Source organism: Glaciimonas immobilis, assembly GCF_011947285.1.
GTDB classification, from domain to species: domain Bacteria; phylum Pseudomonadota; class Gammaproteobacteria; order Burkholderiales; family Burkholderiaceae_D; genus Glaciimonas; species Glaciimonas immobilis.
Genome location: NZ_JAAOZT010000006.1, coordinates 381098 through 398476, shown reverse-complemented (window position 1 = coordinate 398476; position 17379 = coordinate 381098). Strand labels below are relative to the sequence as shown.

Sequence of the window (17379 nt, the reverse complement as noted above, 5' to 3'; positions counted from 1 at the left end):
TGAAACACGCAAGACCAAGCGCAATGCACACTCACAAACGCCACTTAAGCGCACCCATGTCGTCAGGATTTGGCTAAACGCAATCCACTAAACTGCCAACGTGCAGTAGCAGGGAAAAAATTGCGATAACTCAAGCGCGTATGCCCAACTGGCGTCACACTAGACGATCCACGCAAGACATATTGATTCACCATGAATTTTCCGTTGTACTCGCCCACGGCTCCTTCGAGCGCGGTGTAACCCGGATACGGTGCATAGCTGCTAGTCGTCCATTGCCAGACGCGTCCAAAGTAATCGGTCCCCTGATGGTCAGCAATTGGCGTGTTACCGGCGGCACTCTCCCACTCGGCCTCGGTTGGCAAACGTGCCCCGGCCCAACGCGCATAGGCTTCCGCCTCAAAAAATGCGATATGGGCGACCGGCTCATCCAGCGCAATTGGTTGCAATCCGCTCAGGGTAAACTCTTGCCAGGTGGCGTCAAATTGTGAACGTAACTCGTGCCAATATAACGGATGCGACAATTTTTCTTGCGTCACCCAGTCCCAACCTGCCGCAAGCCAGAATAGCGAGTTTTTATAGCCCCCGTCTTCGATAAAGGCCATAAATTCACGATTGCTGACCAATCGCGACGCGATGGAGAACGGCTCGACAAATTGACGATGACGCGGCGTTTCGTTATCGAAAAAAAACCCCGCACCATCATGTCCAATTTCTACAATCCCGCCGTCGAACCTTTGCCACTGCGCGGCTTCCGAGCCAGATGGCACCGGTTGCTGCACATGCTCGAACATGGCCTCCACCGATTTGTAGGGCGGCTTTAAGGGGTTCATCGAAAACAGGTGTTTAATATCTGTTAGCAACAATTCCTGATGCTGCTGCTCATGATGCAGTCCCAGTTCGATTAACATTGCCAACGTCTGGATGCTGTCCTCCGGCCAGGCCAAAGAAAATAACTGTTGCATGCGTTGATCGACGTTCTGACGATATGCCCATACTTCACGCAACGTGGGACGCGTTATCAAGCCGCGTTGCGCACGTGGATGCTGCTGACCGACACCGTCGTAATACGAATTAAACAGAACGCGGAACGCCGGATGAAACGGTTGAAAATTCGCCTCAAACCGCTCCAGAATAAATGTCTCAAAGAACCATGTGGTATGCGCCAGATGCCATTTAACCGGGCTGGCATCCGGCATAGACTGTACGCAGCAATCCTCATCCTCCAACGGTTGCGCCAATGCCGAGGATTCTGCGCGCATCCGGTCAAACTTGGTCGCCAACGTCGCGATATCCAACAAATGTGATGACGGCGCAATGACTTTTGCAGCTTTATTCAAACCCATCCTTATCCTCCTTGCGCGTGACAGACCATGAACCACTCATGCGGGTCGCACCAGGTATTAATCTGTCTAAAGCCGGCTTGCTGTAACAAAGCGATAAAACTCTGCCGGGTGTATTTGTAACTACTTTCGGTGTGAATCCGTTCGCCCGACCTGAAATGGCGCAGGCCGCCGTTTTTCCAGCGTACGGTGACCTCGCGCTTTGCTTCAAGATGCATTTCTACACGATTTTGCTGAGGGTTATAAAAGCCACGATGACACCAGCCGGCGAGATCAAAATCAGCACCAAGCAGGCGATTGATATGCTGCAATAGATTCAGATTGAAGGAAGCCGTGACACCTAGTGCATCATCATAAGCGGCATCCAGAATCGGCTTGTCTTTGATAAGATCAATCCCAATCAACAAACCGCCATTGCTGTTATTGGCGCCCTGGTTGGCGCTGTGGTCACGCTTCTGGCCATGTTTGTGATCGTGTTCATGCCCAATTGCCTTGCGGATGCGCATTAAAAATTTTAACGCTTCCAGCGGGGTGAAATTGCCAATCGAAGAACCGGGATAGAAAAACTGGCGGCCCTCGCGTGAGATGGATGGCGGCAATTCCAGTTCGCTAGAGAAGTCCATACCAAGACAAGTCATGGCAATATGCGGAAATTGCTGCTTCAACCCTCCTACCGCTTCTTGCAAAAACTTTTCAGAGATATCGATCGCCACATAGTGGCTGGGCTGCAAATCGGGAAATAGCTTCGCTGCCTTAACGCAATTACCCGCACCGAGATCAATCAATGTCGCTCCGACGCCAACTGCCTGCGCTATCTCCTGGGAGTACTGCTCAAAAATAAACGCTTCAGTACGAGTAGGGTAGTATTCAGGCAGTTCACAAATTGCTGCAAATAATCGTGAGCCCAGAGTGTCGTAAAGGTATTTCGGCGACGTGGAGGCCTGAGATGCCATTAATCCAGCCGTAAGTTGCGTGAAGACAGCATCCTCAATATGGCGTTCTTGTGTGCAGTTGTCCGGTTGCTCCGGTTGTTGTTGAGCCAAGAATGTCTCCTAAAGATTGATTTATCGCACTAAGGCGTCCGAATATAAGGAAATATTTAGCGAAATTTGAAGCCGGACCCCACTTAAGGATAAATGATTACCGACAACTCTGCGTTGCGTCGCAACATCTACTACACTAGCAAACTAGTGTGAGGTCCGGTAACGGTAGTGTTTGTATAATTTATCAGAGTATCGACATTCAGATCAAACAGTTGGTTCAAATTTGATAAAGCGTGACTAAAAGTCCTGTCCATAAGATAGCGCATTACAAAATACATTAACAATGAGCAACAAATAAAAGCAACATGACAACGACAATCAAAGAACCTCAAAAACGTAGCCTGGCAACACTTGCCGGTTTAATACCTTACCTTTCTCCGTATAAACGTCAATTTGTGCTGGCAGGTATTTTTCTGCTAGTGGCCGCCGCGTCTACGCTAGCCATTCCCTACGCCTTTCGCCAGATGATAGATCTTGGCTTCGGTGCTAATGGCATCAAGGATCCTGCCCATATTGATCTATATTTCCTCGCGCTGTTCGGCGTTGCCTGTGTCATGGGAGTCGCTACCGCAGGACGATTTTATATGGTCTCGTGGCTTGGCGAGCGCGTCACCGCGGATTTGCGTAGTGCGGTCTACTCGCACGTGGTAACGCAAAGCCCACAATTTTTTGAAACCACCAAAACCGGCGAGGTACTCTCGCGCATTACCACCGACACTACGCTGATTCAGGCATTGGTGGGTACCAGTATTTCGATGGCGTTGCGTAATGGCCTGCTATTTGTCGGTGGTCTTATCATGTTGTTCGTTAGTAGCGTCAAACTGACCTCAATTATTATTGTTATGCTGGCGTTGGTGGTGCTACCGATCGTCATATTCGGGCGACGCGTGCGCAAACTGTCCCGTGCCTCACAGGATCGCGTGGCCGACGCCTCTGCGATGGCGGGCGAGATATTAAATGCGATGCCAACGGTACAGGCATTTACCCATGAAGCCATTGAGGGGAAACGCTTTAGCGTAGCGATTGAAGGTGCGTTCGGGACCGCAATGGAACGCATCCGTGCGCGCTCTTTGCTGACCATGATGGCGATTTTGATGGTGTTCGGCGCTATCGTATTTGTCCTCTGGCTCGGCGCGCATGCAGTCGTGCAAGGCAAAATGAGCGGCGGCGAACTGGGGCAATTTATTTTGTATGCTGCGTTGGTGGCAGGATCAATTGGCGCTTTGGCAGAGGTGATGGGCGATACTCAACGCGCCGCCGGTGCAACCGAGCGTTTGCTGGAGTTACTGTCCGCGAAATCACCGGTGCAATCAATTTTGGTACCGGAGAAACTGCCGCCACGCACAGCGCAAGGCGCATCGGTCACGTTGGAGAATATAGCGTTTCATTATCCTTCACGACCGGATGCCGCATCGCTGTCGCAGTTCTCGCTTGACATCCGCCCGGGTGAAACCGTGGCCATTGTCGGGCCGTCCGGCGCAGGTAAAACTACTTTATTCCAACTATTGCTACGCTTTTATGATCCGCAGCAAGGTAGTATTAAACTCGATGGCGTAGATATCAAATCTCTCGATTTACACACCTTGCGCGATGCTATCGGTATCGTCCCGCAAGATACCGTTATATTTTCTGCCAATGCAATGGAAAACATTCGCTATGGCCGGATCAATGCCACCGATAAAGAGGTCATTGCCGCGGCCACAATGGCAGCGGCAGACGATTTTATTGTGCGCCTTCCTGAGGGCTATCAATCTTTCCTGGGTGAGCGCGGTGTACGCTTGTCAGGTGGACAGCGCCAGCGTATTGCGATCGCCCGGGCGATGCTAAAAAATCCACCGCTACTATTGCTCGATGAGGCGACCAGCGCGCTGGATGCAGAATCCGAACGTGCTGTTCAAGGTGCACTGGAGGCCGCAATGGTCGGGCGCACCACGCTGGTGATTGCGCATCGTCTGGCGACAGTACAACGCGCAGATCGCATTATCGTGCTGGAGCATGGTCATATCGTTGAGACCGGCAATCACGCTTCATTAGTCGCACAAAATGGCCTGTACGCCAGCCTTGCGGCATTGCAATTCAATAATGGTCTAGAATAAATTTAATCATTGTCATCATTTTCAGCGATGCCATCCCCATGGAGTTAGATATGAACAAACTATTTTCCCCTTTATCCCTACGCAGCGTGACGCTGCCGAATCGCATCGCGGTCGCCCCAATGTGCCAGTATTCCGCACAGGACGGGTTTGCTAACGACTGGCACCTGGTACACCTGGGCAGTCGTGCCGTTGGCGGCGCGGGACTGGTTATTTTCGAGGCGACGTCAGTGGTCCCGGAAGGTCGGATCACTGCGGAAGATTTGGGCATCTGGAAAGACGATCACATTGCCCCACTGCGCCGTATTACGCAATTTATTGAACAGCAAGGTGCGGTTCCGGGCATTCAGCTAGCCCATGCCGGACGCAAAGCCAGCACGTGGCGACCGTGGGCGACGCAACAGGGCAGCGTCTCATTAGCAGACGGCGGCTGGGAAACTGTCGGGCCATCCGCATTGGCATTTGATGATAATTATCGCCCGCCACTTGCACTCACCGTCGAACAAATTGCCGGCGTCGTACAAGCTTTTGTTGATGCGACGGAACGTGCGCATGAGGCAGGTTTTAAAGTCGTGGAAATTCATGCCGCGCATGGTTATTTGCTACATCAATTTTTCTCACCGTTGAGCAATACGCGTACCGATCAGTACGGCGGCAGCTTTGAAAATCGCACGCGTCTGGTCATGGAAGTGGTGGCCGCAGTACGTAAAATCTGGCCTGCAGAATTGCCGTTAATGGTCCGCGTGTCTGCCACGGATTGGGTCGAAGGCGGCTGGACCGATGACGACACGGTGGCGTTAAGTTGCTTGCTGCGGGATGCAGGTGTCGATCTGGTCGATATCTCAACCGGTGGTAACGCGGCCAAAGCGGAGATTCCGGTAGGCCCCGGTTATCAAACACAGTTTGCTGCGCGCGTCAAAAAAGAGGCCGGTATTGCCAGTGGTGCGGTTGGCATGATTACCGCGCCAATTCAGGCTGAACATATTTTACGTACAGAACAAGCCGATCTGGTGTTGCTAGCGCGTGAACTGCTGCGCAATCCGAACTGGCCGCTACATGCCGCCGACGCACTCCACGCAGAAACTCCGTGGCCACCGCAATACGCACGCGCCACGTCACGCAAAATGCCGTTGCGGCCATCCATTGATTATGGCGATGAGTAAGTGTTGGTCAGCTTGTATAGGTAAGTAGGAAAAAGTAGCACGGCCGGACCAGCGCGCTCAGTATCAATAAGCGCTGTCCGGCATCAAGTTGCCGACATCAAGTAGCTGACATCAAGTAGCTGACATCAAGTAGCTGACATCAAGTAGCCGACATACCGAGTCCTACTGCGACTTCGGAGATCAAGCGGCGCAACCAGACCACATCCGGCGCGACATGTGAGCGCGTATGCCACAGCATATAAAAGCGCATCTTCGGCATTTCAAATGGCAGCGGAAATACCTGAATCGGCCAGTCTTTAACGAAGTAATTGGCGAACTGGCGACCGGTCGTAAAAATCAAATCGGATTTTGCTAATACATGCGGGACCAGTGCAAAATATGGTATCGCCGCCTGGATATTCCGCTTCAGGCCCTGCTCTGCCAACGCTGCATCAATGCCGCTGCGATGCCCTTCGATGTATGGCGTCGGTGCCAGGTGCGGCATCTCAACGTAATACTTCAGCGTCAATCCTTTTTTGGCGACCGGATGATCGCGGTGCATCATGCAGACTACTTCATCCTCGAACAATTGGGCCAGATGCAGATGTTCCGGCGGATCAGGCCAGTTTCCAATGACCAGATCAAGCCGTCCGGTTTCCAGCGCATTCGAGTAATCCAGTCCAGCGTCTAGTGCATGGACCATTAAACTGGCGCCCGGCGCGCGTCGACGTACCTGTTCAATGATCGACGGTATTAACAATACATTGAGATAATCGGGCGTGCCGACATGAAAGACGCGTCCAGTACTACCGGCCTCAAAAGCGGCTACTGGTGCACCGATTTTTTCGAAGACATCCAGACCTTCTTTTGCCAACGTCAGTAATTCCTGACCACGTTCGGTCGCGACCATACCGGTTTTGCCACGCACTAAAATTGCGTCGCCGGTTAATTCGCGCAAACGCTTTAATGTGTTACTGATGGTGGGCTGGGATTGGCCCAATTTGATCGCCGTGCGCGACACGCTTTTTTCTACCAGCAACGTGTGCAGGACGCGAAGCAAATAGGTATCGAGGTGATGATTAGCGCGAGAAGTCATGAATGATGTGGTCAGAAGAAATTAAAAAAACGGAACAAGCATCAAGTCCAGATACCGGCCAACACTACCAAAAAAATCTATTCGCTACATACAATAGGATAACGGATAAGTGACTCGCTAAGTATATTCGTGTCCGCACAACCATAATTGGTTTGAGACCCATTCATTCCGCAGCTTTTTGCTGACAATCTGGGGCGCTCAATTACGAATTTAGAAATCACGATGGACTTCAAGTGGTTAAATCGCATTCTTTCAGTATGCTCCTGTGCTCTACCATCTCGAAACAACGCTTAGTTAGACGACCGGTCTAATTTAGGCTATACTCTTTATCAACATGAGAGCCACCTACCACATTACCAAACGCCATATCCTCGACGCCGGGCAGCAAATTATTGCGGTCAAGGGCTTTGCTGGGGTGGGCCTGAGCGAGATTTTGCTAGCCGCAGATATTCCCAAAGGGTCGTTCTATCATTACTTCGGTTCGAAGGAACAATATGGATGCGCGCTTCTGGAGCAGTATTTCGATGATTATCTCGAGAAGCTTAAGCTGATATTGGGCACCACGGATCATGTCACGAACACGGAATCTGCCCGCTCCCGCTTATTAAGTTACTGGGGCGGATGGGTGGAAAGCCAATCTTGCTACGACCTCAAAGGACGGTGCATGGTGGTCAAGTTAGGTGCTGAGGTAGCAGATCTATCCGACGCTATGCGCATTGCACTTTGTGAAGGTACACACCGAGTGATGGCGCAGTTATCCATTTGTATCGCTACCGGGATCGCAGAAGGATCGTTACGACCTGAACTGGACCCGGCCAAAACGGCCGAAATGCTCTATCAAATGTGGTTGGGGGCTAGTCTGCTTGCGAAGTTACAACTTGCTAGCGCACCGCTGGAAAATGCGATGGAGACTACAAACAAGGTTTTAATGCATCCATAGGTGTCCTATTCTTTTATTCGTGGCATGTTTATAAAATGCCGCATTTCTTTCATCTCACTTTTCGACACATACGCATCAGTTAACTTCCAGCAAGGCAACGCGATTGCTCTGCGAGTTTTTCACCTTCATAAATTAGACGACCGGTCTAATTAACTGAGTTACGTAGATCGTTACGTAGATCAACAATAGAGGAATACATGTTTAATTTCGAATTTTATAATCCAACAAAAATCGTCTTTGGTCGCGATACTGTCACCAGGTTATCAACGTTAGTACCGACAAATGCCCGCGTATTAATTTTATTCGGCGGTGCCAGCGCCCAAAAAAACGGCACCCTCGATGAAGTAAAAGCGGCACTTGGCACCCGTGAAGTACACGAATTTTCCGGAATCGAACCTAATCCATCCTACGAAACCTTAATGCGGGCGGTCGAGCATGTTCGCCGCGAGAAGATCGATTTCTTATTGGCAGTCGGTGGTGGATCGGTTATCGACGGCACCAAATTTATCGCGGCTGCCGCCAATTTTGACGGTGAGCCGTGGGATATCGCTGTCAAAGGTGGCGCTAATATCACCTCTGCCCTACCCTTCGGCGCAGTACTGACATTGCCAGCAACCGGTTCAGAGATGAACAACGGCGGCGTCGTTACACGCAAATCAATTCAGGCCAAACTTGCGTTTCACAGCCCCTTGGTTTACCCGCAATTTTCAATCCTTGATCCTAGTAAAACGTTCACGCTGCCACCGCGCCAGATTGCCAATGGCGTAGTTGACGCGTTTGTCCATACTATGGAGCAATATCTGACTTATCCAGTCAATGGGCAAGTTCAGGACCGCTTTGCCGAGGGCTTATTGCTAAGCCTGATTGAAACCGGACCGCTGGTTCTTGCTGAAACAAACGACTATGACGCACGCGCCAACTTGATGTGGGTTGCGACGCTGGCACTGAACGGTTTGATCGGCGCTGGCGTGCCGCAAGACTGGGCGACGCACATGATCGGCCATGAACTGACCGCACAATATGACATCGATCACGCCCGCACCCTTGCTATCGTGCTGCCATCGCTGCTAAACGTACAGCGCGGGAACAAGCACGCCAAATTGCTGCAATATGCGGCCAGGGTATGGAACATTACCGAAGGCAGCGAAGAGGCACGGATTGATCAGGCGATCCAAAACACGCGTGATTTCTTTGAAAGCATGGGAATCAAAACCCGCTTGGGCGACTATGAATTAGGCCAGGCGGCGATTGATATCGTGGTGACACAACTGAGTGCGCATGGCATGACAAAGCTGGGCGAGCATAAAGATATTACGCTGGAAGTCAGCCGTAAAATTCTTGAAGGCGCTCTGTAACAAAGAGGATAGCTGATCGCACTGGCGTTTGGGCCGTAATCGATTGACCACCTGCTGGCCATGACTAAAAACGGCGCTATCGTCAGCACGCGATGAAGGATCTTTTTTGGCATAAACTAGTGCGTAACTACTGCATTGGCAAACTTATGCCGCTAGAAACAGCACTCTTCCCATTCTGGAATGCCAAGTCCAGACGTTATCAGCTCACATTTACCGGAGACCTTCATGCCGCAAACCAATAACATCAATCGTCGCATCGTCCTGGCGGCGCGTCCGCACGGCGCACCGACCGCAGAAACTTTTCGGCTAGAGGAAACTGTCATACCAACGCCCGCAACCGGCCAGCTTTTGCTCCGTACGATCCATCTCTCATTAGATCCTTATATGCGTGGCCGAATGAGTGATGCGCCCTCATACGCACCGCCGGTGGCCGTGAACGAGGTGATGGGCGCTGGCACCGTAGCCCGCGTGGTAGCGTCCTTCCACTCGGACTATAAAGTCGGCGATCTGGTGCTGAGTTACTCTGGATGGCAGGATTATTCGGTATCCGATGGGAGTGGACTGATTAAACTGGATTCCAGTCTTATTAAGCCATCGCATGCATTGGGCGTAATGGGCATGCCCGGGTTTACCGCGTATGTTGGCTTGCTCGATATCGGTCAACCGAAGGCTGGCGAAACAGTAGTGGTTGCTGCCGCCACCGGCGCGGTTGGTTCGTTAGTGGGGCAAATCGCTAAACTCAAAGGCTGTCACGTCATCGGCATCGCTGGCGGTGTGGAGAAGTGCAAGTATGCGGTCGAAGAACTCGGATTTGACGTTTGCCTGGATCATCGAAGCAGCGACTTTCCGCAGCAACTGAAAGCGGCATGCCCCAAAGGCATCGACGTTTACTTTGAAAACGTAGGCGGAGCGGTGTTCGACGCGGTGCTGCCGCTACTGAATCTGTTCGCTCGGGTACCTGTTTGCGGCTTGATTGCGAATTACAACGCGACCGAACTTCCAAAAGGACCGGATCGTTTAGCCTTACTGGCCCGCACCGTTCTGACCCGCAGCCTGAAGATACAAGGTTTTATCAACTCCAACTATCCGGAACGTCACGATGCATTTTTACGTGAAATGAGCGACTGGCTAAAGACAGGCAAAATAAAATATCGCGAGGAATTTGTTGAAGGACTGGAGAACGCACCGCAAGCGTTCATCGGGCTTCTGGAAGGCAAAAATTTTGGAAAGCTGATTATTGATGTGGCCGAATGAGGTGGACGAATGAGGTGGACGAATGAGGTAGCCAGTAAGTTACCTACATAAGGCTGTAAATAAAAAGCGCGCACTCCGGTAAATCCTTGAATGCGCGTTTTTTTATATCGTGACTGGTGGTTTTTTATTACAGAACCGTACAGCGCATTATTTCGTCCCAAAAATCCGGTCTCCCGCATCACCTAAACCGGGCACGATGTACGCGTGCTCGTTCAAGTGCGAATCCAGACTCGCCACATATAATTTCACTTTAGGATGCGCATCCTGAAACACTTGTACGCCTTCGGGGGCTGCAACCAGTGCCAGAAAAATAATTTGTGCATCAGTCACGCCGCGCTGCTTAAGCACATTGACCGCATACACGGCAGAATTGCCGGTCGCCACCATAGGATCACACAAAATGAACGTACGCTCAGCCAGATCCGGCAGGCGCACCAGATACTCCACCGGCTCCAGCGTGGCAGGATCACGGTAGACGCCAATATGCCCAACCCGCGCCGATGGGACCAAATCCAGTAAACCATCGCTCATGCCAATACCGGCGCGCAGAACCGGCACCACCGCCAGCTTGCGCCCAGCGATGACCGGTGCTTCCATACTTTGAATAGGGGTCTCAATGCGCTGTGTGGTTAGCGGCAAATCTCGGGTAATTTCATAACCCATCAACTGCGTGATTTCGCGCAGCAACTGACGGAAAGTACGCGTCGACGTGTCCTTACTCCGCATATGCGTCAGCTTGTGCAGGATCAGCGGATGATTCAAAATAAATAAATTGGGGAAGCGTGGATCGCTAAGCATAATGATGGGATGGGGCGATAAACGGTTGAGAATAAACGGTTGCGCGAATGCAGCTATTGAATCTGGCGATAGTCTGCGACACCGCTTGCGTAGCGTTAGATTAATAATGAAAGCGAGAGAACACAAGCTTAATCCCCGCTTAATAACCGCACCTAAAACTATTACCTACGCAGCATGAGCGCGACCAATCGGTCTTAATAATACCGGCAAACCAAAACAATTTAAGCGACTGTCACCGAACTTATCGCCCCTGGCTCGTCGTTATCATAGGTAAGACCATCGCGTCGGGCATGACCGCGGCCAAGTAGTACAACTACTCCGAAAGGGTTTTAGTTACAGGCGGGGTCGAGGGCACCGCTACAGGTACGAGTGTTGTTGCCGGTACGGATAACGTCAATAACGCTAATATCTGTTCCAGTTCATGGCGCACTTCTATCAGATCTATTTTATTTTTCGCTGCTGCGGCAGCGGCAGCCATCGAATCTTTTTCTGCTTGCGCCATCCGACCATCAAGCTTGTTACGTGCTCCGCTAATGGTAAAACCCTGCTCATACAACAGTTCACGAATACGGCGAATTAACAGCACTTCATGATGTTGATAATAACGACGATTGCCGCGCCGTTTGACTGGCTTGAGTTGGGTAAATTCTTGCTCCCAATAGCGCAAAACGTGCGGCTTGACGCCACAAAGATCACTTACTTCACCGATGGTGAAATAGCGCTTGGCGGGAATAGGCGGTAAGACAAATACCTCAGATTTACTAATACGATCGTTCATGGATTAGCTTGAAGAGCTAGGGAAAAAGGTTGTTGAGAGGTCGCTTCGACCATGCCCTTGAGCTTTTGACTGGCATGAAAAGTGACTACACGGCGCGCAGTAATAGGAATTTCTTCCCCAGTTTTAGGATTGCGACCTGGTCTTTGTGGCTTATCGCGCAATTGAAAGTTGCCGAACCCAGACAACTTAACCGCTTCACCACGCTCCAATGCATTACGCATCTCGTCGAAAAAAGTCTCGACCATGTCTTTGGCCTCACGCTTGTTCAGACCGACCTGTTCAAATAAAAGCTCAGCCAACTCTGCCTTGGTCAAGGTAGGCAAATCTTTTTCGGCCTGAGAACGTGCTTGCGCCTCGCGCATTGCACGGTTCAGGTCGGCATCCAGTACGGACTCAAACTCAACTGCCTGCATATCGTTCATTCTCTTGTTCTCATCTGTTTTACGAATCACCACTTCCACCCGAGCGCATCTGACCGATGCGACTCTTCAGAACGGTGTACAGCTCCTTATCCGCATTGCAGCCTTACTTGATCGCCGGTTGAAGTGCTAAGCATCATGCACTTCAGCATGGTTTTAACGGGGCAATTTATCCACACAGCCTGACGATAAAACGGCTTAAAGAAGCTTACCAGTGACGCCTACTTTAATTAACAACGTAGGTCGATTTGATGAACATCGCCTCAACGAATTAATAATCTTACGGGCTTGCTTTTGCTGGCGCATTTGCTCGTATATTTGCCCAAGCAATTAACGATGTATGTGCTTACGCCAGACTTATGCTTTGCCTTAACTACGCAGTCTTGCTCCGTCTAGCTTGCTGACTGCCGTAATCAATGCTGTCATTGCGGCCTCTACTGTATCGTCCTGCAGGGTATTTTCAGTATCTTGCAACGTAAACCGGAAAGCAAGACTTTTTTCGTCATTTTCCAATCCCTTGCCATGATATTCGTCAAATAAAACAAAGGCTTGCAGTATTTTACAAGCGCTGTTCGTATCCTTCTCCACGGCAAATATATTCATTAAATCCTGCGCAGAAACGGCTTGTTTTACCACTACCGCTAGGTCCCGGACAACGGCAGGGAATTTGGAAATTTCAACATATTTTGGTACGGAGCGCTGCTGCAAGGCATCGACTGCTATTTCAAACACCACCGCTGCCAATGGAAGTTCGTATTTTTGCTGCAATCGCGGATGCAGCTCGCCTATAAATCCCACTACCTTTCCATCAAGCATGACCTCAGCGGAGCGGCCCGGATGCAATGCGGGATGTTGAATTTTAGCGAAGCCTAATATTGCCGGAGAAAACAATGCCTCAAGGTCGGCCTTTATATCAAAGAAGTCGACCGCGCGGCTCGCTTGCCCCCATTGCTCTTCTACAAGCGCGCCATAGGCTAAACCAGCGACATGTTTTGGCTGACTGAAACCCGCAACAGATAATGGGTCATCTTGCACGTTTGCATCGCGCAGGAATACGGTACCAGATTCAAAAATACGTACGCGGCTAGCTTTGCGGTTCAGGTTGTATTTTACGTTAGCAACCAGACTTCCGATCAGCGATGAGCGCATCACGCTCATCTGGCTAGCGATAGGATTCATTAATTTGATCGGCTGCGTGTTAGCGGCGAAGTCAACTTCCCATGACTCTTCGACGAAGCTGAAGTTGATCACTTCCTGATAGTCGAGCGCTGCCAGCTTATGGCTAATGGCGAACAAGGAACGGGTATTTTCTGGCGCGATAAACATCTCGTTTGGCGCTACTGGTGGCAATGCAGGAATGTTTTCAAAACCGTACACGCGCACGATTTCTTCGATCAAATCTTCTTCGATTTCAATATCGAAACGGTAAGATGGCGGCGTCACCGAAAAAATCCCGGCTTCTTGCGTAAAGGTAAGTTTGAGCCGCGTGAAAATATCCGCGATCTGGGCATCCGTCAACGCAACGCCTATCACCTTGACTGCACGTGCGGTGCGCACCGTGACCGGCAAGCGCAATGGCAGGTTTACTTGCTGGTCATCGATCGGACCGATCTGCGTTTCTGCCTTACCGCAGATGTCGATCAACAACGCGGTGATGCGTTCAATGTGCTCAACCGTCGTCGCAAAATCTACCCCCCGCTCAAAGCGATGCGCGGCGTCGGTCGAAAAATTAAAACGGCGGGCACGACCTTGTATCGCTTGAGGAAACCAGAATGCCGCTTCCAGATAAATATTCTGTGTTTCTAACGAGACCGCTGTAGCGTCGCCGCCCATAATGCCGGCCAATGATTCAATTTGCTGCTGGTCCGCAATGACGCCTATCCACTCATCAACGCTGACGGTATTGCCGTTCAGTAATTTGATTGACTCGCCAGTTTTACCCCACCGTACATCCAGACCGCCATGGATTTTGTCCAGATCGAATACGTGAGTTGGACGCCCTAGTTCAAGCATGACGTAGTTGGAGATATCCACCAGCGCCGAGATCGAGCGTTGACCGCTGCGCTCAAGGCGTTGCTTCATCCATTGTGGTGTCGTAGCTTTTGCATTCAAGCCGCGAATAATCCGTCCCGAAAAACGACCGCATAAATCAGGCGCAGAAATGGTAACCGGTAATACTTCAGTAGTATTCGCGCTGACGGTCTGGTAAGTCGGCGAGCGAAGCGCAGTCCCGGTCAACGCGGACACTTCACGCGCAACACCCAATACTGACAAACAATCGGCTTTATTCGGCGTTAATTTGATCGTAAATGTAAGATCGTTTAATTCATAATAATCGCGGAAGTTCATGCCGACTGTTGCATCATGCGGCAACTCAAGCAACCCATCATTTTCTTCCGACAGCTTTAACTCGCGCGCAGAACACAACATGCCATGCGATTCAACGCCCCGTAATTCACCCACTTTGATTTCAAAAGGTTTTCCATCGGCACCCGGCGGCAACATTGCTCCCGGCATGGCGCAGGGAACCTTAAGGCCAGCGCGCACATTCGATGCACCGCATACGATTGTCAATGGGTTACCGGTACCGACATCGACCTGGCAGACATTCAGACGGTCCGCGTTTGGATGTTTGGCGATTTCCAGCACGTGCCCGACCACAACATTCGTGAACGGTGGCGCCACAGGAGAGATCTCTTCGACCTCCAGACCGGACATGGTCAGCAAATGGGATAACTCGTCCGAACTCATGCTCGGATCGACCATGGAACGCAGCCAGCTTTCAGAGAATTGCATAGGTAAAACCTTCAAAAACCTTTAATCATGGAAGACCCGGATTACGCTGCCCTGCGTGCAGGCGGCATATAACGTATCCGAGACGTCTGGGGCTTGCTTGTTTTTTAATTGAACTGCTTCAAAAAGCGCAAGTCGCCTTCGTAGAATAGACGCAAGTCATTGATGCCGTAACGTAGCATCGTGAGGCGCTCAAGGCCGGAGCCAAACGCAAAGCCGATGTACTGCTCCGGATCAAGTCCCATGTTCCGCACCACGCTTGGATGGACTTGACCGGCACCGGACACCTCTAGCCATTTGCCCTTGAGCGGACCGCTTCCGAATGCAATGTCAATTTCAGCAGAAGGCTCGGTAAATGGAAAGTAGGACGGTCGGAAACGGACTTGCAAATCGTCAGTCTCAAAGAATGCTTTGACGAAATTCAGATACACGCCCTTCAGGTCGGCAAAGCTGATGTCTTCGGCAATCCACAAACCTTCAACCTGATGAAACATCGGCGAATGGGTGGCGTCGCTATCAACGCGATAAGTACGACCCGGCGCGATTACTTTGATCGGCGGCTTGTGCATGCGCGCATAGCGGACTTGCATCGGGCTGGTGTGCGTACGCAGCAACAATGGCTTGCCTTGCGTGTCATTGCCTTCGATGTAAAACGTATCCTGCATTGAACGGGCAGGATGGTTTTCCGGGCTGTTCAGTGCCGTGAAGTTGGTCCAGTCGGTTTCGATTTCGGGGCCGTCGGCCACGTCAAAACCGATAGAGCGAAAAATCTCTTCCACCCGTTGCCAGGTGCGCATCACCGGATGGATACCTCCAACGCCGCGGCCACGACCCGGCAATGTGACATCAATCGCCTCGGCATTCAGGCGCAGCTGCATTTGCGCGTCTGCCAGCGCATCACGGCGCGCGGTCAGCGCGTTCTCGATTTGCTGTTTGGCGACATTAATGACAGCCCCCTGCACTTTGCGCTCGTCTGGTCCTAGCTTACCCAGGCCTTTCATTTGCTCGGTGATTTGACCGGTCTTGCCAAGATATTTGGCTTTGGCGTTTTCCAGCGCAGCCGCATCGATTGCGGCGATAAAATCAGCCTGGGCTTGCGTTACAAGTTGTTCTAGGGAGTTCATGCAGTTTTTCCTGCTCCAATGGGAAGCCGAAAAATTCCAGTAAAGATTAAAAACAAAAGGAATTCAAGAAACCCGAAAAACGCAACAAGCCAAAACAATTTGGACATTACGTGCGTTCCAGAAATCGCGGTTTGAGGGAGAATAACGCTAGGGCAATCATATTACCCCAGACGTTCAGACAGTTCGACCGCAATAGCTACCGAACATCACTTCCGCCTTACCGAACTTTCATTTCTAAAGAAAACCGGAATAAGAAGCCATTAAGAAATCAATAAAAAACAAAGCGACAGTTAAAAACACAAGCGGGGCATAAGGTCTTCACCTCTGCCCCGCTTGTGATTGCTATGCTGCACCAGTCAAGGTCACGTTAGTCACCTTGCCGTACGCCACATAAGCAAAACTACGTCGTTTATTACGCAGCGATGATGGCTTTAACTTGATTGACAATCGCAGCAAATGCTGGCTTGTCCATCACTGCCATATCGGCCAGGACTTTACGGTCCAGTTCGATAGAGGCACGTTTCAGACCATTCATGAATACGCTGTATGTTACGCCATGCTCACGAGAAGCGGCGTTAATACGGGCGATCCACAATGCACGGAATACGCGCTTCTTGTTACGACGGTCACGATACGCATATTGACCAGCGCGCATAACTGCTTGCTTGGCAACACGGTAAACTTTACTACGACGACCGCGGTAACCCTTAGCAAGGGCTAAAACTTTTTTATGACGGGCACGAGCTGTAACCCCACGTTTTACTCTAGGCATAGTAACTCCTTAATAGTGTGAGGTTATGAGTTCGGCAACATTGCGCGGACGGATACCATGTTTGTTTCATGGACACCGACTGAACCACGCAAATTACGTTTGGTCTTGGTTGTTTTTTTGGTCAGGATGTGACGTTTGAACGCTTGACCGCGTTTAACAGTTCCACCCGGACGGACGCGAAAGCGCTTCTTAGCACCGCTTTTCGTTTTCATTTTTGGCATGATTCTATCTGTCCTTAAGGACAGCTCCTTTTTTAACATGATTGCAGGTGGCAACAATCGTTGCACTTGGATGCCTACTCTCACTTGTTTAAACCTGGCCACCCAAATTCCATGACCAGATTTGCAACGGAATCGCATCCGTTGCTTTTGGGTTATCCAAACAATAATTTGCTCGGATAACCACAAATAAAAAGAGAAATTAATGCAATGA

At 50.7% G+C, this 17379-nt stretch carries 15 protein-coding genes; 5 read left to right on the top strand and 10 right to left on the bottom strand.

Annotated features, from left to right (window positions below; genetic code table 11):
- Positions 1–62 precede the first annotated feature (62 nt).
- Positions 63–1343, bottom strand: a complete 1281-nt coding sequence (gene egtB / locus HAV38_RS10880) for an ergothioneine biosynthesis protein EgtB (protein WP_168055247.1) — start codon at positions 1341–1343, stop codon at positions 63–65.
- Between the two features lie 2 nt (positions 1344–1345).
- Positions 1346–2383 (bottom strand): L-histidine N(alpha)-methyltransferase, encoded by a 1038-nt coding sequence (locus HAV38_RS10875; RefSeq protein ID WP_245182317.1) that lies wholly within the window; start codon positions 2381–2383, stop codon positions 1346–1348.
- Positions 2384–2688: 305 nt separating this feature from the next.
- Between HAV38_RS10875 and HAV38_RS10870 the strand changes: the two genes are divergently transcribed.
- Together HAV38_RS10870 and HAV38_RS10865 are read left to right on the top strand one after the other, a co-directional pair.
- Entirely contained in the window at positions 2689–4479 is a 1791-nt protein-coding gene (locus tag HAV38_RS10870; RefSeq protein WP_168055245.1) for an ABC transporter transmembrane domain-containing protein, read from the top strand.
- 50 nt (positions 4480–4529) lie between these two features.
- Entirely contained in the window at positions 4530–5639 is a 1110-nt protein-coding gene (locus HAV38_RS10865) for an NADH:flavin oxidoreductase/NADH oxidase (RefSeq protein WP_168055243.1), read from the top strand.
- A gap of 139 nt (positions 5640–5778) precedes the next feature.
- Here HAV38_RS10865 and HAV38_RS10860 read toward each other — a convergent pair whose 3' ends face one another.
- Complete coding sequence (locus tag HAV38_RS10860) at positions 5779–6714, bottom strand: LysR family transcriptional regulator (protein WP_168055241.1); 936 nt, start codon at positions 6712–6714, stop codon at positions 5779–5781.
- 334 nt (positions 6715–7048) lie between these two features.
- Between HAV38_RS10860 and HAV38_RS10855 the strand changes: the two genes are divergently transcribed.
- The 3 genes from HAV38_RS10855 to HAV38_RS10845 all read left to right on the top strand — a co-directional run bounded on the left by HAV38_RS10855 (position 7049) and on the right by HAV38_RS10845 (position 10263).
- A complete protein-coding gene (locus HAV38_RS10855) occupies positions 7049–7654 on the top strand; it encodes a TetR/AcrR family transcriptional regulator (protein WP_168055239.1) in 606 nt (201 codons plus the stop codon).
- A 197-nt stretch (positions 7655–7851) separates the two neighbouring features.
- The gene (locus HAV38_RS10850) at positions 7852–9009 is read left to right on the top strand and encodes an iron-containing alcohol dehydrogenase (protein WP_168055237.1); all 1158 of its coding nucleotides are present in this window, start codon (positions 7852–7854) and stop codon (positions 9007–9009) included.
- Positions 9010–9234: 225 nt separating this feature from the next.
- Entirely contained in the window at positions 9235–10263 is a 1029-nt protein-coding gene (locus HAV38_RS10845) for an NADP-dependent oxidoreductase (protein WP_168055235.1), read from the top strand.
- 147 nt (positions 10264–10410) lie between these two features.
- Here the strand turns inward: HAV38_RS10845 and upp are convergent, their stop codons facing one another.
- From upp to rpmI, 7 genes are all read right to left on the bottom strand, one after another.
- Complete coding sequence (upp, locus tag HAV38_RS10840) at positions 10411–11061, bottom strand: uracil phosphoribosyltransferase (RefSeq protein WP_168055233.1); 651 nt, start codon at positions 11059–11061, stop codon at positions 10411–10413.
- Between the two features lie 313 nt (positions 11062–11374).
- Positions 11375–11839, bottom strand: coding sequence for a MerR family transcriptional regulator (locus tag HAV38_RS21900; RefSeq protein WP_245182316.1), 465 nt, complete (start codon positions 11837–11839; stop codon positions 11375–11377).
- On the bottom strand, positions 11836–12261 hold the full coding sequence (locus tag HAV38_RS10830) for an integration host factor subunit alpha (RefSeq protein ID WP_168055231.1): 426 nt from the start codon (positions 12259–12261) through the stop codon (positions 11836–11838). The genes HAV38_RS21900 and HAV38_RS10830 overlap by 4 nt, the downstream gene beginning before the upstream one ends.
- A 366-nt stretch (positions 12262–12627) precedes the next feature.
- Positions 12628–15054, bottom strand: a complete 2427-nt coding sequence (pheT, locus tag HAV38_RS10825) for a phenylalanine--tRNA ligase subunit beta (RefSeq protein ID WP_168055229.1) — start codon at positions 15052–15054, stop codon at positions 12628–12630.
- Positions 15055–15158: 104 nt separating this feature from the next.
- A complete protein-coding gene (gene pheS, locus HAV38_RS10820) occupies positions 15159–16175 on the bottom strand; it encodes a phenylalanine--tRNA ligase subunit alpha (protein ID WP_168055227.1) in 1017 nt (338 codons plus the stop codon).
- 412 nt (positions 16176–16587) lie between these two features.
- A complete protein-coding gene (gene rplT, locus HAV38_RS10815; protein ID WP_168055225.1) occupies positions 16588–16947 on the bottom strand; it encodes a 50S ribosomal protein L20 in 360 nt (119 codons plus the stop codon).
- A gap of 23 nt (positions 16948–16970) precedes the next feature.
- Positions 16971–17168 carry a 50S ribosomal protein L35 gene (rpmI, locus tag HAV38_RS10810; RefSeq protein ID WP_168055223.1) on the bottom strand — a complete coding sequence of 66 codons (198 nt, stop codon included), beginning with the start codon at positions 17166–17168 and terminating at the stop codon, positions 16971–16973.
- Between the last annotated feature and the right edge of the window lie 211 nt (positions 17169–17379).